The organism is Streptomyces sp. TAA040, from assembly GCF_000424845.1.
Genome location: NZ_AUKR01000012.1, coordinates 22,138 through 37,531, shown reverse-complemented (window position 1 = coordinate 37,531; position 15,394 = coordinate 22,138). Strand labels below are relative to the sequence as shown.

Sequence of the window (15,394 nt, the reverse complement as noted above, 5' to 3'; positions counted from 1 at the left end):
ACCGGCGCCGCTGCATCCCGGCCGCCCCCTCAGCGGGCGGCGGGGGCGCGTGGTGCGGAGGACGGCAGCAGGAAGACCGCGAGGAGCGGGAGGGCGGCGAGCAGCAGCCAGGGTGCCGCGCCCGGCAGCGGAGCGTCGAGGAGTGCGCCGGCGACCGCGCTGCCGGCCAGGACCAGCAGTCCGGAGACGGAGGACATCGGGCCGAGCCGTCCCTCCTCGGCCAGGTCCGGCACCCAGGCGCGGGCGGCCGGGACGACGAGCATCCGGCCGGCAGTGAGCAGGACGACGAAGCCCGCCGCGGGCAGCAGTCCGGCCGCCCCGGTCCAACCCGCGGGGAGGGCCGCGGCCACCACCAGGAAGGCGGCGGTGAGCAGCAACAGCCCCGCCCTCATCGCCCCGCGCAGGTGCGGACCGGCGACCCGGCGGGTGAGCGGGAGCTGGCAAGTGACCACCAGCAGCGAGGAGAGCGCGAACAGCCAGGCCAGCGGGGCCTGCGAAACCCGCTGCCCGCTCCACCTCCCGCGGCAGCGCGAGGTAGAGCGGGCTGTACGCCAGCGGATAGGTGCCGTAAGCGGTGTTCAGGGCCAGGAAGCGGCGGTTGCGCAGCAGGATGCGGAGGGCGTCGCGGCGGCGGACCGGTGGGCGGCCGGGTATGTGCTGCGGCAGCAGCCACAGGTGCCCGGGGCGCACCAGGACGAAGATCGCGGCACCGGCCAGGCAGACCAGGGCGAAGTCGGTCGCCAGCCGCAGCGCGCCCAGCAGGGGCCCGAGGAACGCACCGGCCTGCCCGGCCACGCTGATCCGGGCGAGCACCTCGGTGCACGGGCCGTGCCCGGTCCGCTCGCGCAGCACCGCCTGCCGGGCCACCTCGGACTCGACGGCCGGGGAGAACAGCGCCGCTGCGAAGCCCATGAGCAGGACGGCGCCGAGCACCAGACCGACCAGCCAGCCCGCCATCCCGATGGACTGGCCGAGGTGCGTCGCGAGGAACGGCAGTACGGCGAAGAATCCCAGGTTGAAGGCGAACTGGGCGAGGATCAGCAGGCGCAGCAGCGGGGGACAGCGGATGCCGGCCGGGGCCGGCCCGACGGGCGGGCGTCCGCCGGACGAGGAGGGGCTCCGGGTACGGGCGGGCCGCCGGTCGGAGGGGACGGCCATGCGGGGTACCCGTCCCCGGGTCGGTCGCCGCTCATCCGGCGTCCTCCGGCCGCTTCGCGACCGCCGTCGCGGGCCCCGTCCCGGCCGCGGGCCCCGTCCCGGCCGGAGCGGACCCGACGGCGGTGCGCCGGGCTGCGGCGGTGCGGGCGCCGGGAGGCGGCCGTACGGACTTCTCCGGCCCGGTTTCCGTCCGGCGGCGTACGGGCCACGGGATGCGGGCCGTGCGTGCCCCGGCCGGGGCACGCACGCCGCCACGTGCCCCGGGGCGTCCGGCGGCTCCGGCGGTGACGGCGAGCGCGCCCAGCACAGCGAGGGCCGCGGCGGGGGCGAACACCGACCAGGGGGCGCGTTCGGCATAGGGGAGGTTCTCGGCGAGCAGGACGCCCCACTCCGGGGAGGGCGGTTGCGCCCCGAGGCCGAGGAAGCCGAGCGCAGCCAGGGCGAGCGCCACCCCGGGCACCCGCAGCAGCGCGTGCCGGGCGACGGGCGGCAGGACAGCCGGGAGCAGGCGGCGGCGCAGGAGGTGGCGGTGGCCCGCACCCAGCCCGAGGGTGGCGGCGAGGTGGACGGTGGCCTGCTCCTGGCGGAGCAGCGACGAGGTGTGCGCCGCCAGCGGCGACCAGGCGACGACCGTGACGGCCAGCGCGGCGGTGTGGGCGCCGCTGCCCACGGCACCGGCGACCAGCAGGCCCGCCACCACCGGGGGCACCGCGTTGACGGTGTCGACGAGCGGTCCGGAGAGGCGGGGCAGCAGCCCGAGCAGCACTCCGATCAGCAGTGCCGCAACGCCCACCGCCACGGCAAGGGCCAGAGTGGCCAGTGCGCCGTGCGCCACCCTGGCCAGCAGGTCGCGGCCGAGCGCGTCGGTGCCGAAAGGGTGCTGCCAGGACGGCGGACGGAGCCGGGCGCCGGTGTCCAGCGTCAGCGGATCGCGCAGGAGGCCCAGCGCGACGGCACCGAGCAGCACCGCAGCGAACAGCAGTGGGCGCAGGAGGCCCGCGGGGCGGGCGGCTGGTGCAGGGCGTGCCGGACGATACGGCGGGCCGGGATGCCGCGTGCGGCGGAGGCCGTGGCCCAGGGCTCGGCGAACGCGCCGACCAGCGCGTCGTCGAGCATCCGGCCGAGCAGCGCTCCGGCGGGCAGTCCGAGCGCCAGGGCGGGCAGCACGAGCCACTGCGGGCCGTACCAGCCCAGCGCGGGCAAGCCGTACCAGCCCAGCGCGGGCAACCAGCCGAGCTGGACCCCGACGACGGTGGCCAGGAGGGAGGCGGTGAGGAACTCCGGCAGCGCGGCCAGCATCGCGGCTCCGCTGCCGGACCGGCGGCGGACGAGGCGCCGGGCGGCGCCGAGTCGCAGGGTGCGCCCGCAGACGACGGCGGCGGTGAGGAGCGCGACGGCCAGGGCGACGGCCATCAGCAGCAGCGAGGCGCCGAGCGCCTGGCCGACGGCGGGCGCCACCTCGCCGCGGGAGATCCACGACCGACCGGCACCACCGTGCAGCAGACCGCCGAACCAGCGGCCGAGCAGCCGTACGGGCCCGGCGTCGAGGCCCAGCTCTCCCCGGATCACGGCCAGGACCTCGGGGTCGGGGTCGCGTTCGGCCGAGCGCGCCTTGAGGACCGTCAGCACCGGATCGGTGCGGGAGTGCCAGGGCAGCAGCCCGATCGCAGACAGCAGCCCGGCGGCGAGCACTGTGCGCCACGCCGTCCGCAGCACAGCGGCGGCACGTCCGGACGGCGGGTGCGGCACGGTCAGCGCCGGGTTCCGGTCCCGACCAGCAGCCGCTCGTACGGGTCGCTCAGCACTCCCTGCACATCGGGACCCAGACCGTGCAGGATGCGCTGGTGGACCAGCGGGACGGTGGCGTCGGTGCCGAGCGCCGCGGCCTCCGCCTCCACCACGGCCGCGCGGCGCTTGTCCACGTCGTCCTCGGCGTCCGCCGCGGCGACGGCCTCGTCCACCGCGCGGTCGCAGAGCAGTGCCAGGTTGTAGCCGCCGTCGCAGGTGTAGTCGCTGGCCAGTACGGAGACGGGGTCCCCGGTGTCGAGCATGGTGTTGCGGGCGGAGACGAAGGCGTCGAACTCGCCGGCGAGCACGTCGCTCTCCAGCCGGGAGTACTCGCGGACCTCCAGTTCGACCGCGAAACCGGCCTCCTGGAGCTGCTGCTGGAGCACCTGGGCGACCTCGGGCAGTTCCGGCCGGTTGTCGTCGGTGGCGAGGGCGAGCGCGGTGCCGTCGGGGGACGCCGGACGGGCCCGGCCGGACGGTTCGACCCGGTCTGCCTCGGCCCGGACGAGCGCGGAGCCGAAGATGCCGCGGCCCGGTTCGGCCCGGCCCTCGTACACGTCCTCGGCGAGGACGCCGGTGTCGACGGCCTCGCGGGCCGCCGCCCGCAGCCCGGGGTCGGCGAAGGGACCGGAGCCGGTGTTGAGGAGCAGGCTCGTGGTGCGGGTGGTGTCCAGTTCGCGGACGGCGTCCCCGTCCAGGGAGGCGGCCTGCGAGACCGGCAGTGCCTCGGCGATGTCGACCTCGCCGGGACGGAGGGCGTTGGTGCGAGCGGTCCCGTCAGCGGTGAAGCGCACGTCGATCCCGGTGGCCTGCGCCCGGCCGTCCCCGTAGTCGTCGAAGCGGGAGAGGGTGGCGCGGGCGACACCGGTGGTTTCGGTGAGGGTGAACGGGCCGGTGGCGGTGCCGCGCGGGTCGGCCTTCCCGGCCTCGCCGTAGGCGTCCGGAGCCAGCACGGGCAGGCTGGGGCTGGAGAGCCGCAGCGGCAGCACCGGATCCGGGTCCGCGGTGGTGACGCGGAGCTGCCGCTCCCCGGCGGGTTCGGCGCCGAGCTCGGCCCCGGTGAGCGCGGCCGGTTCCGGTTTCGCCCCGCCGGCCTGCCGCAGCGCCTCGGCGACGGCGTTCGGGGTCACCGGGGAGTCGTTCTGGAAGCGGGCGTCCCGCAGGGTGAACAGCCAGGTGCGGTCGTCCTCGCGGGTCCAGGACTCGGCGAGGGCGGGGGCCGCGTTGCCGTTGCCGTCCAGCCGGGAAAGGCCCTCGGTGACGCCGAGGCGGCTGAGCAGCGTGGCGTCGGCGCCGTACGGGGAGAAGTCCTCCGTGGGCGGGAAGGCCATGGCGACGCGCAGTCGGCCGCCGTCGCCGCCGTCGCCGTCGCCGTCGCCGCCGTCGGAGCCTTCGGCGAAGCAGCCTGCGAGCAGCGGGGCCGTGGGCAGCACGGCGAGCAGCGGCCGGCGACGGGCAGGTGCCATGGTTCTCGTTCCCTACGGGTGTCTGCGAAAGGTGCGCAGGGCGGGCCGCTGCCTCGCGCGGGCGAGGCGGCGGCAGCCTACTTGAACATGAATGTCATGAGATGAACGGGATCTCGAAATGGACGATGCCCTGCCCACCCATTCCCGCGACGCCGTCCCGTCCGGCCCCCTCCCGCCCGTCCCACACGGCCTTGCCCATCGAGCGCCAGAAGTCCTCGGCGCCGGGCACGGCGGGATCGGTGTGCAGGTAGACCGAGCGGTAGCCCCCGTCGGCGGCGGCGAAGTCGAGCAGCTCGTGCACCAGCCGCCGGGCCAGCCCGCGCCGCCGGTGCGCGGGCCGGACGTACACCCGCCGCAGTTGCGCGGTCTCGCCGGAGGGGTAGCGCTCTGCGAGCCAGCGCGGGTTGGGCGGATGGGCGGGACCGCGTGCGTCCAGCGCGGCGGTGGCGACCACCTCGCCGTCCGGTGCCTCCCGCGCGACCAGCAGGGTGTGCCGGGCCGGGGCCAGGTACGCCACGCCGGGGTCGATGACATCGGCGTGCCACTGCGGCAGATAGCCCGCGCCGAAGTCGCGGTAGACGGTGTCCAGCATCACGCTGCGCGCACCGTCGAGGTCCTCGGGGCGGGCGGTCCTGATGAGGTGTTCCACTGGGATGCCGTCTTCACGCACCTGCACATCACATGCATCAAGCCGTTCCGTCCCGGGGCCGCAGGGTGTGCGGGCCGCCGAGCCGCGGGGGCATGGGCGCGGGACCCCGGGGGCGGGTGTGCGAGATCCCGGCAGCAGAGGGGAGGGAACGGGTCTCGGGGGAGGGCGCGTGCGGTCGCCGGGCCCGCGGACAACCGCGGCGGCGTGCCCCGGCGGGACACCTCCGCCGCCGTCCACCCGCCCCCGGATACGCTGCCGGCGGCGAGGGCCGGTCGCGGTCGGCCGGGTGGAGGTGGTGCGGACGATGCGGACCCAGCGCAGGGTCGCGGTCGTGGCCAGCACGGTGGCGCTGGCCGTCACCGCGGGCTCCGCAGTCCTGGGCACCCAGATTGCCGGGGACCGCATCTGGCGGCCGCCCGCGGCGACGGAGTCCGGACACCCGGCCACCGCCGAGGCCGGTGCCACGCTGCGGCGGCTGAAGCGGGCGGGGCTGCCGATCACGCACCCCTCGGCGATGACCCCGGACACGGACCCCGACCGGCTGCTCGGCCGGGCGGGTGGCTGCCTGAGCAAGGCGGCCTTCCGCGACGGCCGGATCGACAGCCGGCTGGTCGCGGAGGAAGAGCGCGGCAGCGTCCTGCCGGGCGGCGTGGTCGAGGTCTACACCGACCCGACGGCCGCCCGGGAGCGGGCGGAGACGCTCCGGGAAGGGGTCGCCCGGACCGCCCCGCGCACCGAGCGGGACTACCTCGCGGGCCGGGTGCTGCTGCGGCTGAGCCGCCACCTCGGCCCCGAGGCCTCGGAGGAGTACCGGCGGGCACTGGGGGCCCGGCCCGTACCGGAGGGGACGCCGTCGCCGGACGCCTCACCCCGTTCCGAACGGCCCTCCCCGCGCGTGCGCGATGTCTGACGCGGCACCGGGCCCCCTTCGGGCCCGGTGCCGCTGCGTCAGAGGTCGAACTCCTGCGGCGGGATACCGAGGGCGAAGCAGGCCTCCCTGACCACGGCGCGCTCACTGTGGTCGAAGTGGCCGTCCGCACCGCCGATCACGATGCCGATCTGCACCACGGCACGGGCCTCGGAGGGGTTCTTCTGGAGCTTGCCGACGGTCTGCATGAGACTCACCTTGCCGAACTCGTAGTCCGCGGTGAGCTTCTGGCAGTAGTCGTTGAACCGCTGCTGGAGGTCCTCCGCGGCAAAGTTCTGCAGCACCTCGTTGGTGGCGATCAGCGAGGCGACCCGCTGGCGCTCGGCCGGGTCGATCGAGCCGTCGGCCGCGGCCACCAGGGCGCACATCGACATGCTCGCGTCCCGGAAGCCCCCGCTCTTGAGGTCCTTCTTGCGCTCGTTGAGCTGCTTCTGCATCAGAGCCGCGGAGTCCTTGAACCGGTCCCACAGAGCCATGATCTCTCCTTCTTCGCACGTCGGCGCCTGGTCGTTCGGTATGTCTCGAGTTCGGGGCAACGCGGTGTCACCGCACAGCACTTCGGCCGGTTCGGCCCTCCGGGCCGCGCCGCCGCCACCGGCCCAAACCGGCCGGGCGGCGCGGACCCTTCCCGGCAGGCCCCGGCCTCGCCACCCGCGGGCCTGTCCCCACCCGCGGGCCGAGCTGTCACTCCTCGTCGCCACCGTCCTCGTCCGCGGCCTCGTCGGACTCCTCGTCGGACTCCTCGTCCGCTTCCCCGTCGGAGTCGTCGTCCAGCATCTCGGACACCGCGTAGGCGCCGACCGCGCCGACCGCGACCCCGGCCGCGGCTCCGGCGACCACCGCCCCCATGCCCGGACCCGAGTCCCGCTCCCCGGCGAAGGCCTCCTGCTTCCCGTGGCCCCCGTAGCCGTGCCCGCCGTACCCGGCCGCGGCGTGGCCCTCGGCCAGGGCGGCGATCCAGCCCTCGACCTCGGCGTCCCAGTCCAGCGAGGCGACGTCGGAATGGCTGACGGTGTACCGACGCACGGTGTCGCCGCCGAAACCGAGACCACCGCGCCGGTCTCCCTCCAGGACGACCTCCATGCCCGCCGGGTCGGCCAGGAAGGACACCTCGATCTCGCCGAAGGCGTGCGCCCAGCGTTCCGGGGGCGTGAGCTCGATCTCCTGGTAGAAGGGGAGCTGCTGACCGGTGCCGTGGATGCGGCCGAGTTCGAGGTCCGCCGAGACGAAGGCGAAACCGAGCCGCCCCAGCGACTCCAGCACCGCCTCCTGCACCGGCAGCGGCCCGACCCGCAGCTCGTCGAGATCGTTCTTGTCCCGGGCGCCGTCCACCGCCAGCTCGGTGCGCACCCCGAGCACCACCCCGAGTGGTTGGCCGTGCAGCTCGTTGACGGGGGTCTCCCAGGGCAGCGTGCAACTGAACGAGACCGTGCGCTCCTCCTCCTCGGCGAGCCGGAACGCCCCGCCGACGACGAAACCCTCGAAGGCCACGAAGCCCTCCGCCTCGCCGTCCTCGTGCTCCGCCTCGACCCGGGCCACCAGCTCCAGCGCGAGGTGCTCCACCTCGACGTCCGCACCGCCGCCGCGCAACCGGACCTCCCCGGCGAAGGGTCCGCCCGGCACCACCGGACCGTCGTGCAGCACGGTGTCCACGGACGGACCGCCCACACCGAGGGCCCCGAGCAACTTCTTGAACACCATCGCGGCGCCGTCTCCCCACTGTCGTCTCCGGCCCCGCGCCAGGGCAGGGCGGCCGCCGGAGGACCGGCGGCGTGCCCGCAGAACTGACCGGCCCGCCGCCGTGGTTCCCCACCCCGAGGACGAGGGAATGATTCCGGCCACCCGGTGACGCTCGGGCCAAGGACGGTCACCACAGGTCGCGCGCGCTCTACTCCCCCGCAGGCACCGGACTTCGGCTTCTGCGAAAGTGTTTGCCCTGGCTTTACCCTCTACTGAGAGAGACTCGTAAGACAGGCCGAATCCGACCTGTCCCCTTCGAAAGGAGCAGCAGTCCAGCCATGGGCGAACCTCCCAGTATCAGCCGTGCCACGACTCCTCCCGGCCCCACCGGCCGGGATGCCCTCACGGGGACGGAGGTGGCACGGTGATCGAAGTGCTGCTTCTGCTGGTGGCCCTGCTCCTCATCCTCGCCTGCGCGATCTTCGTCGCGGCCGAGTTCTCCCTGACGACGATCGAGCGCGGCAGCCTCGAACGTGCCGCCGAGGCCGGTGAGCGGGGCGCGGGAAGCGCCCTGAAGGCCGTCCGCGGACTGACCGTACAGCTCTCCGGCGCGCAGCTGGGCATCACGGTCACCTCGCTCGTCATCGGCATGCTCGCCGAACCCTCGCTCGCCGCCCTGCTCCGCGGACCGCTGGAGGCCGCCGGCCTGCCGGGCGGTGCCGCCTCCTCGGTGGCCATCACTCTCGGCGTGGCGATCTCCACCGTGCTGCTGATGGTCATCGGCGAGCTGGTGCCGAAGAACTGGGCCATCTCCAACCCGCTGGGCGTCGCCAAGGTCGTGGCCGGACCGCAGCGCGGCTTCACCGCCGCGTTCGGCCCGCTGATCCGCCACCTGAACAACACCGCCAACCGCGTGGTGCGCCGCTTCGGGCTGGAGCCGACCGAGGAGCTGGCGTCCACCCGGACGCCGGCCGAACTGGTCGCGCTGGCCCGGCACTCGGCGGCCGAGGGAGCCATCGAGCCGGACTCGGCGGAACTGTTCGTCCGGACCCTGCACCTCAACGAGCTGAGCGCGGAGAACGTCATGACCCCCCGGGTCGACGTCAAGGCGCTGGAGATGCACGCGACAGCCGCCGACGCCGCCAACCTCACCCTGGCCACCGGACTCTCGCTCTTCCCGGTGTACCGCGACACCCTGGACGACGTGATCGGCACCGTCCACATCCGGAACGTCCTCGCCCTGGACGAGACGGAGCGGAGGGACACCACCATCACCTCGCTGAGCACCGACCCGCTGCTCGTCCCGGACAGCCTCCCGGTCGACCGCCTGCTGGAGCAGCTGCGGGACGGCCGCGCGATGGCCGTCGTGGTCGACGAGTACGGCGGCACGGCCGGGGTGGCCACCCTGGAGGACATCGTCGAGGAGGTCGTCGGCGAGGTCCGCGACGAGCACGACCCGGAGGAACCACCGGACCTGCAACCGTCCGGGGACACCGCCGACGGCCGTCCGACCTGGAACGCCGACGGCAGCGTGCGGATGGACCAGCTCGTGGACATCGGCCTGCAGGTGCCGGACGGCCCCTTCGAGACCGTCGCCGGCCTGGTGGCAGCCGAGTTGGAGCGCATCCCCGCGCCCGAGGACACCGTCGAGGTCGAGGGCTGGGAGTTCACCGTCCTGGAGACCGAGCACCACCGGGCCGACCGAATCCGGATCACCGGTCCCGGCGGGTCCGAAGAGCCCGGCGAGCACGCCGAGCACCGGCTGGAGGACGCCCGATGACTGCCCTGCAACTCTTCATCGGCCTGGTGATGATCCTGGTCAACGCCTTCTTCGTCGGAGCCGAGTTCGCGCTGATCTCCGTGCGGCGCAGCCAGATCGAGCCCGAGGCGCGGGACGGCAGCAAGCGCGCCAAAACCGTCCTGTGGGGTCTTGAGCACCTCTCGACCTCGATGGCGACCGCCCAGTTGGGCATCACGGCCTCCTCCCTCGTGCTGGGTGCCGTCGCCGAGCCGGCCATCGCCCATCTGCTGGAGCCGGCGTTCGCGGCCGTGCAGATGCCCGGTCCGCTGGTGCACCCGATCGCCTTCGCCGTCGCACTGACCCTCGCCACCTATCTGCACATGCTGATCGGCGAGATGGTGCCGAAGAACATCGCGCTGGCCGAGCCCGCGCGGACCGCGCTGCTGCTCGGCCCACCGCTGGTGGCGCTGACCCGGGTGCTGCGCCCGGCCGTGTTCAGCATCAACGCCCTCGCCAACCGGCTGCTGAAGCTGCTGAAGGTCGAGACGCGGGACGAGGTCGAGTCGGTCTTCACCAACGCCGAGCTGGTCCGGATGGCCGAGGAGACCAGCGCCGCCGGCCTTCTCGGGCCCGGCGACAGCCGGCGGCTGCGGGACGCGCTGGAGCTGGGCAGCCGTCCGGTCGGCACCGTGCTGGTGCCGATGCCCCGGATGGTCACCGTCGTCCCGGACGTCACGCCCCGGCAGCTGGAGCGCACCGCGAGCACCGCGGGTCTGTCCCGGCTGCCGGTGATCGGACAGACCGGCGAGGTGCTCGGCTATCTGCACATCAAGGACGCCCTGGGCATGGCCGCCCGGGACGAGCCCTTCCCGCGCACCGCGCTGCGCGCGGTGACGGAGGTGCGGATCGACACCCCGCTGGACGACGCGCTCACCGCGATGCGGGCCACCGGCACGCATCTGGCCGCGGTCACCGGCGAGCAGGACGCCCTGCTCGGATTCGTGACCATGGGCGACGTCCTGACGGAACTGGTGGGGCCGCCGCAGAAGGTCTCCTGACGACCCCCGAGGCCGGTTGACCAGGCAGGGCCCCGAGGAAGCGGGCGCCGCGGCACACCGCCGCGGCGCCCGCCACCGTCCCCGGCCCCCTCCCACCCGACGGCCTTCCCCACCCGACGGCCCCTCCCGCCCGGTGGCCGGACCGGGGCGGCGCCGGGCGGTACGCGGGCCGGCGCGGCGCCCCTCGTAGAGTGCGTCCATGACCGTCGGACGCTCCGTACTGCTCTTCCTGATCGCCGCGCTCTTCGAGATCGGCGGCGCCTGGCTCGTCTGGCAGGGCGTCCGCGAGCACCGCGGCTGGCTGTGGGCCGGGGCCGGCGTCCTCGCCCTCGGCGCGTACGGTTTCGTCGCCACGCTCCAGCCCGACGCCGACTTCGGCCGCATCCTGGCCGCCTACGGCGGCGTCTTCGTCGCCGGTTCCCTTACCTGGGGCATGGTGGTGGACGGCTTCCGGCCGGACCGCTGGGACGTGCTGGGGGCGCTCGTCTGCCTGCTGGGGGTGGCCGTGATCATGTACGCACCCCGCGCGCGCTGAGCGCGCTGAGGCCGTCCCGCGATCCGCGGGAGCACCCGCCCCCGGCCCGGCCGGCCGGCAGAACCACGACACCTCCGGGAGTATCGATGACCCTCCGTACCGCAGTGATCACCGGCGCCAGCAGCGGCATCGGGGCGGCCACCGCCCGCAGTCTCGCGTCGGCCGGCTACCGGGTGGTGCTCACCGCCCGTCGCTCGGACCGGATCGAGGCGCTGGCCGAGGAGCTGAACCGGGCCGGCCACCGGGCCGCGGCACGCACCGTGGACGTCACCGACCGGGAGGCTGTCGACGCGCTGGCCGCGGAGCTCGACCGGGTGGACGTCCTCGTCAACAACGCGGGCGGCGCCCTGGGCGCCGACCCGGTCGCGACCGGCGATCCGGCGGACTGGCGGGCCATGTACGAGGTGAACGTCCTCGGCGTGCTCCACATGACCCAGGCGCTGCTCCCGGCGCTGACCGCGTCCGGTGACGGGACCGTGGTGGTCGTGTCCTCCACCGCGGGCCACGGCGCCTACGAGGGCGGCGGCGGGTACGTGGCGTCCAAGCACGGCGCCCACGCGCTGGCGGCCACTCTGCGCCTGGAGCTGTGCGGCGACCCGGTGCGGGTCGTCGAGATCGCACCGGGCATGGTGCAGACCGAGGAGTTCGCCCTGACACGGTTCCGCGGTGACGCCGACAAGGCCGCCGCCGTCTACCGCGGGGTGCGGGAGCCGCTCACCGCGGAGGACGTGGCCGACACCGTGTCGTGGGCCGTCACGCGGCCGCCGCACGTCAACATCGACCTGCTGGTGGTGCGTCCCCGCGCCCAGGCGGCCAACCACAAGGTGCACCGGGAGGGTTGACCCCGACCTGCCGGGGCCGGGGCCGGGCAGGCGGCGCCGTGACGCTCGCACCCCGCGGCATCGCGGAGAATGCGGGTGCCGCACCGCGAAGGGCGCCCCGGAACGGACGCCCGCGCCGCCGGTGCGGTAGACATTGTGTGCTGCCGGCCCCTGGTGCCGGCGACACGTTCTCGGCCGACCGGCCCGCGGGGCCCGGCCGGAGGTGCGCGGTCCGGCCCCGGCCGGACCGCTGCCCCACCCCGCCGTGCACCCACCGCCCGGCGGCGGGCGAGAACCTGTGAGCGGGCCCGGACGTTGGACCGAGGGCAAGCCCAGGAACAACCGACGGGGCCCGCACGCCGACGGCGGTCGGCCCGGACCAAGAGGAGGCCATGTGCAGCGGAAGGCGTATCTGAGGGGTGTCGCGACGGCTGTCGCGCTCACCGCCGGCCTCGTCGCCTGCACGACCGGCCCGGAGACCACCGGAGCCGGCGGGGACGCCAAGCCGGGCGGAACGTCCTCGGCGGACGACGTCGCCGAGCCGGGCACCTACCGGACCCTGCCCGAGCCCTGCGGTGCCGTCCCACCGGAGACCCTGGTCGAGCTGCTCCTCCCGGACGGCGCGGACAGCGAGGGCGGACCCGACTTCGAGGGCGAGCCGGCCGTCACCTACGACACCGACCGCCGGGTGGGCTGCGGTTGGCACAACGCCACCAGCCTCGGCAGCCGGCACCTGAACGTCGACTTCGAACGGGTCGTCTCCTACGACACCGCCGTCAGCGACAACGACCGCGCCGCCGAGATCTACGACCTCCGGGCCGCCGAGGACGAGGTCCCGGACGCGACACCGGAGGGCACCGAGCAGCCCTCCTCCGACGCCGGGTCGGGCACCACCGGTACCGAGGGTCCCGAGACCCCGGACGGAACCGGGCCCGACGGCGACTCCCCGGACGACGGTGAGGGCACGGAGGGTACCGACGGCGCCGACGAGCAGTCGGGAAGCGCGGACCCCTCCGCCGGGGACGACTCCGGCGCCCCCGGCCCGGACGAGTCCGTGCTGGCACCCCGCCCGCTGGACGGCATCGGCGACTCCGCCTATCTCGACGACGAACTCCTCACCGAGGACTCCGGCGTCCACCGGGACGTCACACTCGTCTTCCGGGCGGGCAACGTCCTCGTCACCGTCGAGTACGAGCAGTGGTCCACCGACAAGCGGCGGCTCCCGGACAGCGAGGAGCTGCAGCAGAAAGCACGCACGGTCGCCGAGCAACTCGCCGACCGGCTGACAAGCTGACCCACGCACCCTGGAAGCGACAAGACATGTTCCGTATCGCCCCGCACGCCACCGTCCACTGCCCGGGCCGCGGCTCCCTCCGCTTCGGCACCGCCCGCCGCGCCCTCGTCCTCGCGGCGGTGCCGGTGCTGCTGGTCGCCGGCTGCTCCTCGGACTCCGACGACGGCGGAGCCGACTCCTCCGACGCCCCCGAGAGCAGTGCCTCCTCGGCGCCCAGCCCGGAAGCGGTGAAGTTCACCGAGCTGCCCGACCCGTGCAAGACGGTGAAGGAGGAGACCGTCGAGTCGGCTGTCCCGAACGCGGAGACGAAGTCCGGGAAGAACCTCGGCACGCAGGACGCGGACTCCTCCGCCGTCTGCCTGTGGAGCGGCCTCGACGACTTCGACTACCGGGCGCTCTCCGTCACGCTGCGCCGCTTCGACTCCGAGAACGGCCTCGGCAGCGGCGACGAGCGCGCCACCGAGCACGCCGAGGAGCAACTGGCGGCCGCGGCGGAGGACAAGGAGCACAAGGACGCCGAGGACGGCTCCCTGGAAGGGGTCGGCGACTCCGCGCGCACGGTGACCTACACCACCACCAAGAAGGACGGCGACGACAAGGAGGAGTACCGCGAGCAGCGCACGGTGGCCCGGACGGCCAACGTCGTGATCACCGTGGACTACTCGGGCGCCGGTCTGGAGGACGCCAAGACCCCGAGCGCCGAGGCGCTGGCCGAGGAGTCCGAGAAGGTCGCCGGAGGAGTCGTCGCCGCGATCAAGTGACGCCCGGGGGCCACCGGTCGAACATCATCTCGACGGGTGTGTCAGGCTGGCGCCGCTCAGTGTCCGACGGTGGGAGGGGTCGCGGGTGGCCGCGATGAGACTGAACCGCACGCACCGCATCCTGGTGGGCGTGGTCGTGGTGGGCGCGCTGGTGATCGCGGCGATCGGTTTCGCCGGGAGCTACTCCGCGGTGCGCGACCTCGCCGAGAGCAAGGGCTTCGGGGCGTTCTCCCCGTTCTTCCCGATCGGCATCGACGCCGGCATCGTGGTGCTGCTGTCCCTGGACCTGCTGCTGACCTGGCTGCGGATCGGGTTCCCGCTGCTGCGGCAGACGGCCTGGCTGCTGACTGCCGCCACCATCGCCTTCAACGGCGCGGCGGCCTGGCCCGACCCGCTCGGGGTCGGGATGCACGCGGTGATCCCGGTACTGTTCGTGGTCTCGGTGGAAGCCGCCCGGCACGCCATCGGCCGGATCGCCGACATCACGGTCGACAAGCACATGGAGGGCGTGCGCATCTCGCGCTGGCTGCTGGCCTTCCCCTCGACCTTTCGGCTGTGGCGCCGGATGAAGTTGTGGGAGCTGCGGTCCTACGAGCAGGTCATCCGGCTGGAGCAGGAACGTCTCGTCTACCAGACGCGGTTGCAGGCCCGGTACGGCCGCGCGTGGCGGCGCCGGGCCCCTGTGGAGTCCCTGATGCCGCTGAAGCTGGCCCGCTACGGGATACCGCTGAGCGAGACCGGTGACGCCGGCCTCGCCGCGGCCGGCATCACGGTGCCGGACCCGCTCGCCTCCCCCGCAGCCCGCGGCACCGCCGGAGCGCTCCAGACTTCCCACCGCGCCGCGGAGCCGATACCCGGGCCCGGCGCCGAGCCCGTTCCGGCGCCGGGCACCCCCGAGCAGACCCCGCACTCCCGTGCCTCCCAGGAGGCCGGACCCGTCCACCGCACCGACACCACCGGCGCCGCTCCCGCCCCGGACACCCTCGACACCCCGCACACCCCGCACACCCCGAACACCACGCACGACCCCCGGGCCACCACCGCCGGAGTGCCCCAGCAGCGGCCGCAGCCCGCCGGCGGACCCGATCCGCAGGCCGCTGCGCGGCCCGCCGCCCAGGCCCCGCGGCAGGCCGCGCAGCCCTCGCCGGAACCCGCCCCGGAGCCTGTGCCGGAACCGCAGCTGACCGTCCCCGTCGGCCCGAACCGGTTCCGTACGCTGGGCCAGGCGCCCGAGCCGGAACCCGAACCGGAACCCGTCGTGGACCCGGTCGGCATCCCGGACGGCATCCCGCGCGAGGACTACTACTTCGGCGCCTACCGCCATTTCGTCGCCGCACAGGGGACGTTCCCCTCCCCGGCCCAGCTCTCCCGTCTCCTCCACAGCAGTTTCGGCGTGACCAACAGCGACGGATCGCAGCTCAGCGAGGGCTATCTCGGCACCTACCTGCGCGAGTTCCGCGAGCGCTACAACTCCGAGATGGGCGTCGCCGGCTGAACCCGCCGGAACACACCGCC

The 15,394-nt window shown here is 74.4% G+C and carries 12 protein-coding genes and 2 pseudogenes; 8 read left to right on the top strand and 6 right to left on the bottom strand.

Annotation, left to right across the window (positions count from 1 at the left end):
• Positions 1-29: 29 nt before the first annotated feature.
• The 4 genes and pseudogenes from H300_RS26530 to H300_RS0112170 all read right to left on the bottom strand — a co-directional run bounded on the left by H300_RS26530 (position 30) and on the right by H300_RS0112170 (position 5,004).
• Positions 30-1,158 (bottom strand): annotated as a pseudogene (locus tag H300_RS26530) (MFS transporter).
• A gap of 214 nt (positions 1,159-1,372) precedes the next feature.
• A pseudogene (locus H300_RS29285) lies at positions 1,373-2,874 on the bottom strand (ABC transporter permease subunit); the annotation flags it as partial.
• A 35-nt stretch (positions 2,875-2,909) separates the two neighbouring features.
• On the bottom strand, positions 2,910-4,412 hold the full coding sequence (locus H300_RS0112175) for an ABC transporter substrate-binding protein (protein WP_028427646.1): 1,503 nt from the start codon (positions 4,410-4,412) through the stop codon (positions 2,910-2,912).
• Positions 4,413-4,506: 94 nt separating this feature from the next.
• The gene (locus H300_RS0112170) at positions 4,507-5,004 is read right to left on the bottom strand and encodes a GNAT family N-acetyltransferase (protein ID WP_051270000.1); all 498 of its coding nucleotides are present in this window, start codon (positions 5,002-5,004) and stop codon (positions 4,507-4,509) included.
• A gap of 361 nt (positions 5,005-5,365) precedes the next feature.
• On the opposite strand from H300_RS0112170, the gene H300_RS0112165 reads away from it, so the two are divergent.
• Complete coding sequence (locus tag H300_RS0112165; RefSeq protein WP_158678359.1) at positions 5,366-5,971, top strand: hypothetical protein; 606 nt, start codon at positions 5,366-5,368, stop codon at positions 5,969-5,971.
• Between the two features lie 38 nt (positions 5,972-6,009).
• Here H300_RS0112165 and H300_RS0112160 read toward each other — a convergent pair whose 3' ends face one another.
• Complete coding sequence (locus tag H300_RS0112160; RefSeq protein ID WP_028427643.1) at positions 6,010-6,465, bottom strand: tellurite resistance TerB family protein; 456 nt, start codon at positions 6,463-6,465, stop codon at positions 6,010-6,012.
• A 208-nt stretch (positions 6,466-6,673) separates the two neighbouring features.
• A complete protein-coding gene (locus H300_RS0112155; RefSeq protein WP_028427642.1) occupies positions 6,674-7,690 on the bottom strand; it encodes a sporulation protein in 1,017 nt (338 codons plus the stop codon).
• Positions 7,691-8,093: 403 nt separating this feature from the next.
• On the opposite strand from H300_RS0112155, the gene H300_RS0112150 reads away from it, so the two are divergent.
• The 7 genes from H300_RS0112150 (at position 8,094) to H300_RS0112120 (ending at position 15,374) form a co-directional block, all read left to right on the top strand.
• On the top strand, positions 8,094-9,449 hold the full coding sequence (locus H300_RS0112150) for a hemolysin family protein (protein ID WP_028427641.1): 1,356 nt from the start codon (positions 8,094-8,096) through the stop codon (positions 9,447-9,449).
• The gene (locus tag H300_RS0112145) at positions 9,446-10,468 is read left to right on the top strand and encodes a hemolysin family protein (RefSeq protein WP_028427640.1); all 1,023 of its coding nucleotides are present in this window, start codon (positions 9,446-9,448) and stop codon (positions 10,466-10,468) included. The genes H300_RS0112150 and H300_RS0112145 overlap by 4 nt, the downstream gene beginning before the upstream one ends.
• A gap of 199 nt (positions 10,469-10,667) precedes the next feature.
• A complete protein-coding gene (locus H300_RS0112140) occupies positions 10,668-11,003 on the top strand; it encodes a YnfA family protein (protein ID WP_028427639.1) in 336 nt (111 codons plus the stop codon).
• A gap of 86 nt (positions 11,004-11,089) precedes the next feature.
• Positions 11,090-11,845, top strand: a complete 756-nt coding sequence (locus H300_RS0112135; RefSeq protein ID WP_028427638.1) for an SDR family NAD(P)-dependent oxidoreductase — start codon at positions 11,090-11,092, stop codon at positions 11,843-11,845.
• 373 nt (positions 11,846-12,218) lie between these two features.
• Positions 12,219-13,118 carry a hypothetical protein gene (locus H300_RS0112130; protein WP_028427637.1) on the top strand — a complete coding sequence of 300 codons (900 nt, stop codon included), beginning with the start codon at positions 12,219-12,221 and terminating at the stop codon, positions 13,116-13,118.
• Positions 13,119-13,144: 26 nt separating this feature from the next.
• The gene (locus H300_RS0112125) at positions 13,145-13,879 is read left to right on the top strand and encodes a hypothetical protein (RefSeq protein WP_037980140.1); all 735 of its coding nucleotides are present in this window, start codon (positions 13,145-13,147) and stop codon (positions 13,877-13,879) included.
• Between the two features lie 85 nt (positions 13,880-13,964).
• Positions 13,965-15,374, top strand: a complete 1,410-nt coding sequence (locus tag H300_RS0112120; protein ID WP_486583729.1) for a DUF2637 domain-containing protein — start codon at positions 13,965-13,967, stop codon at positions 15,372-15,374.
• Positions 15,375-15,394: the final 20 nt, after the last annotated feature.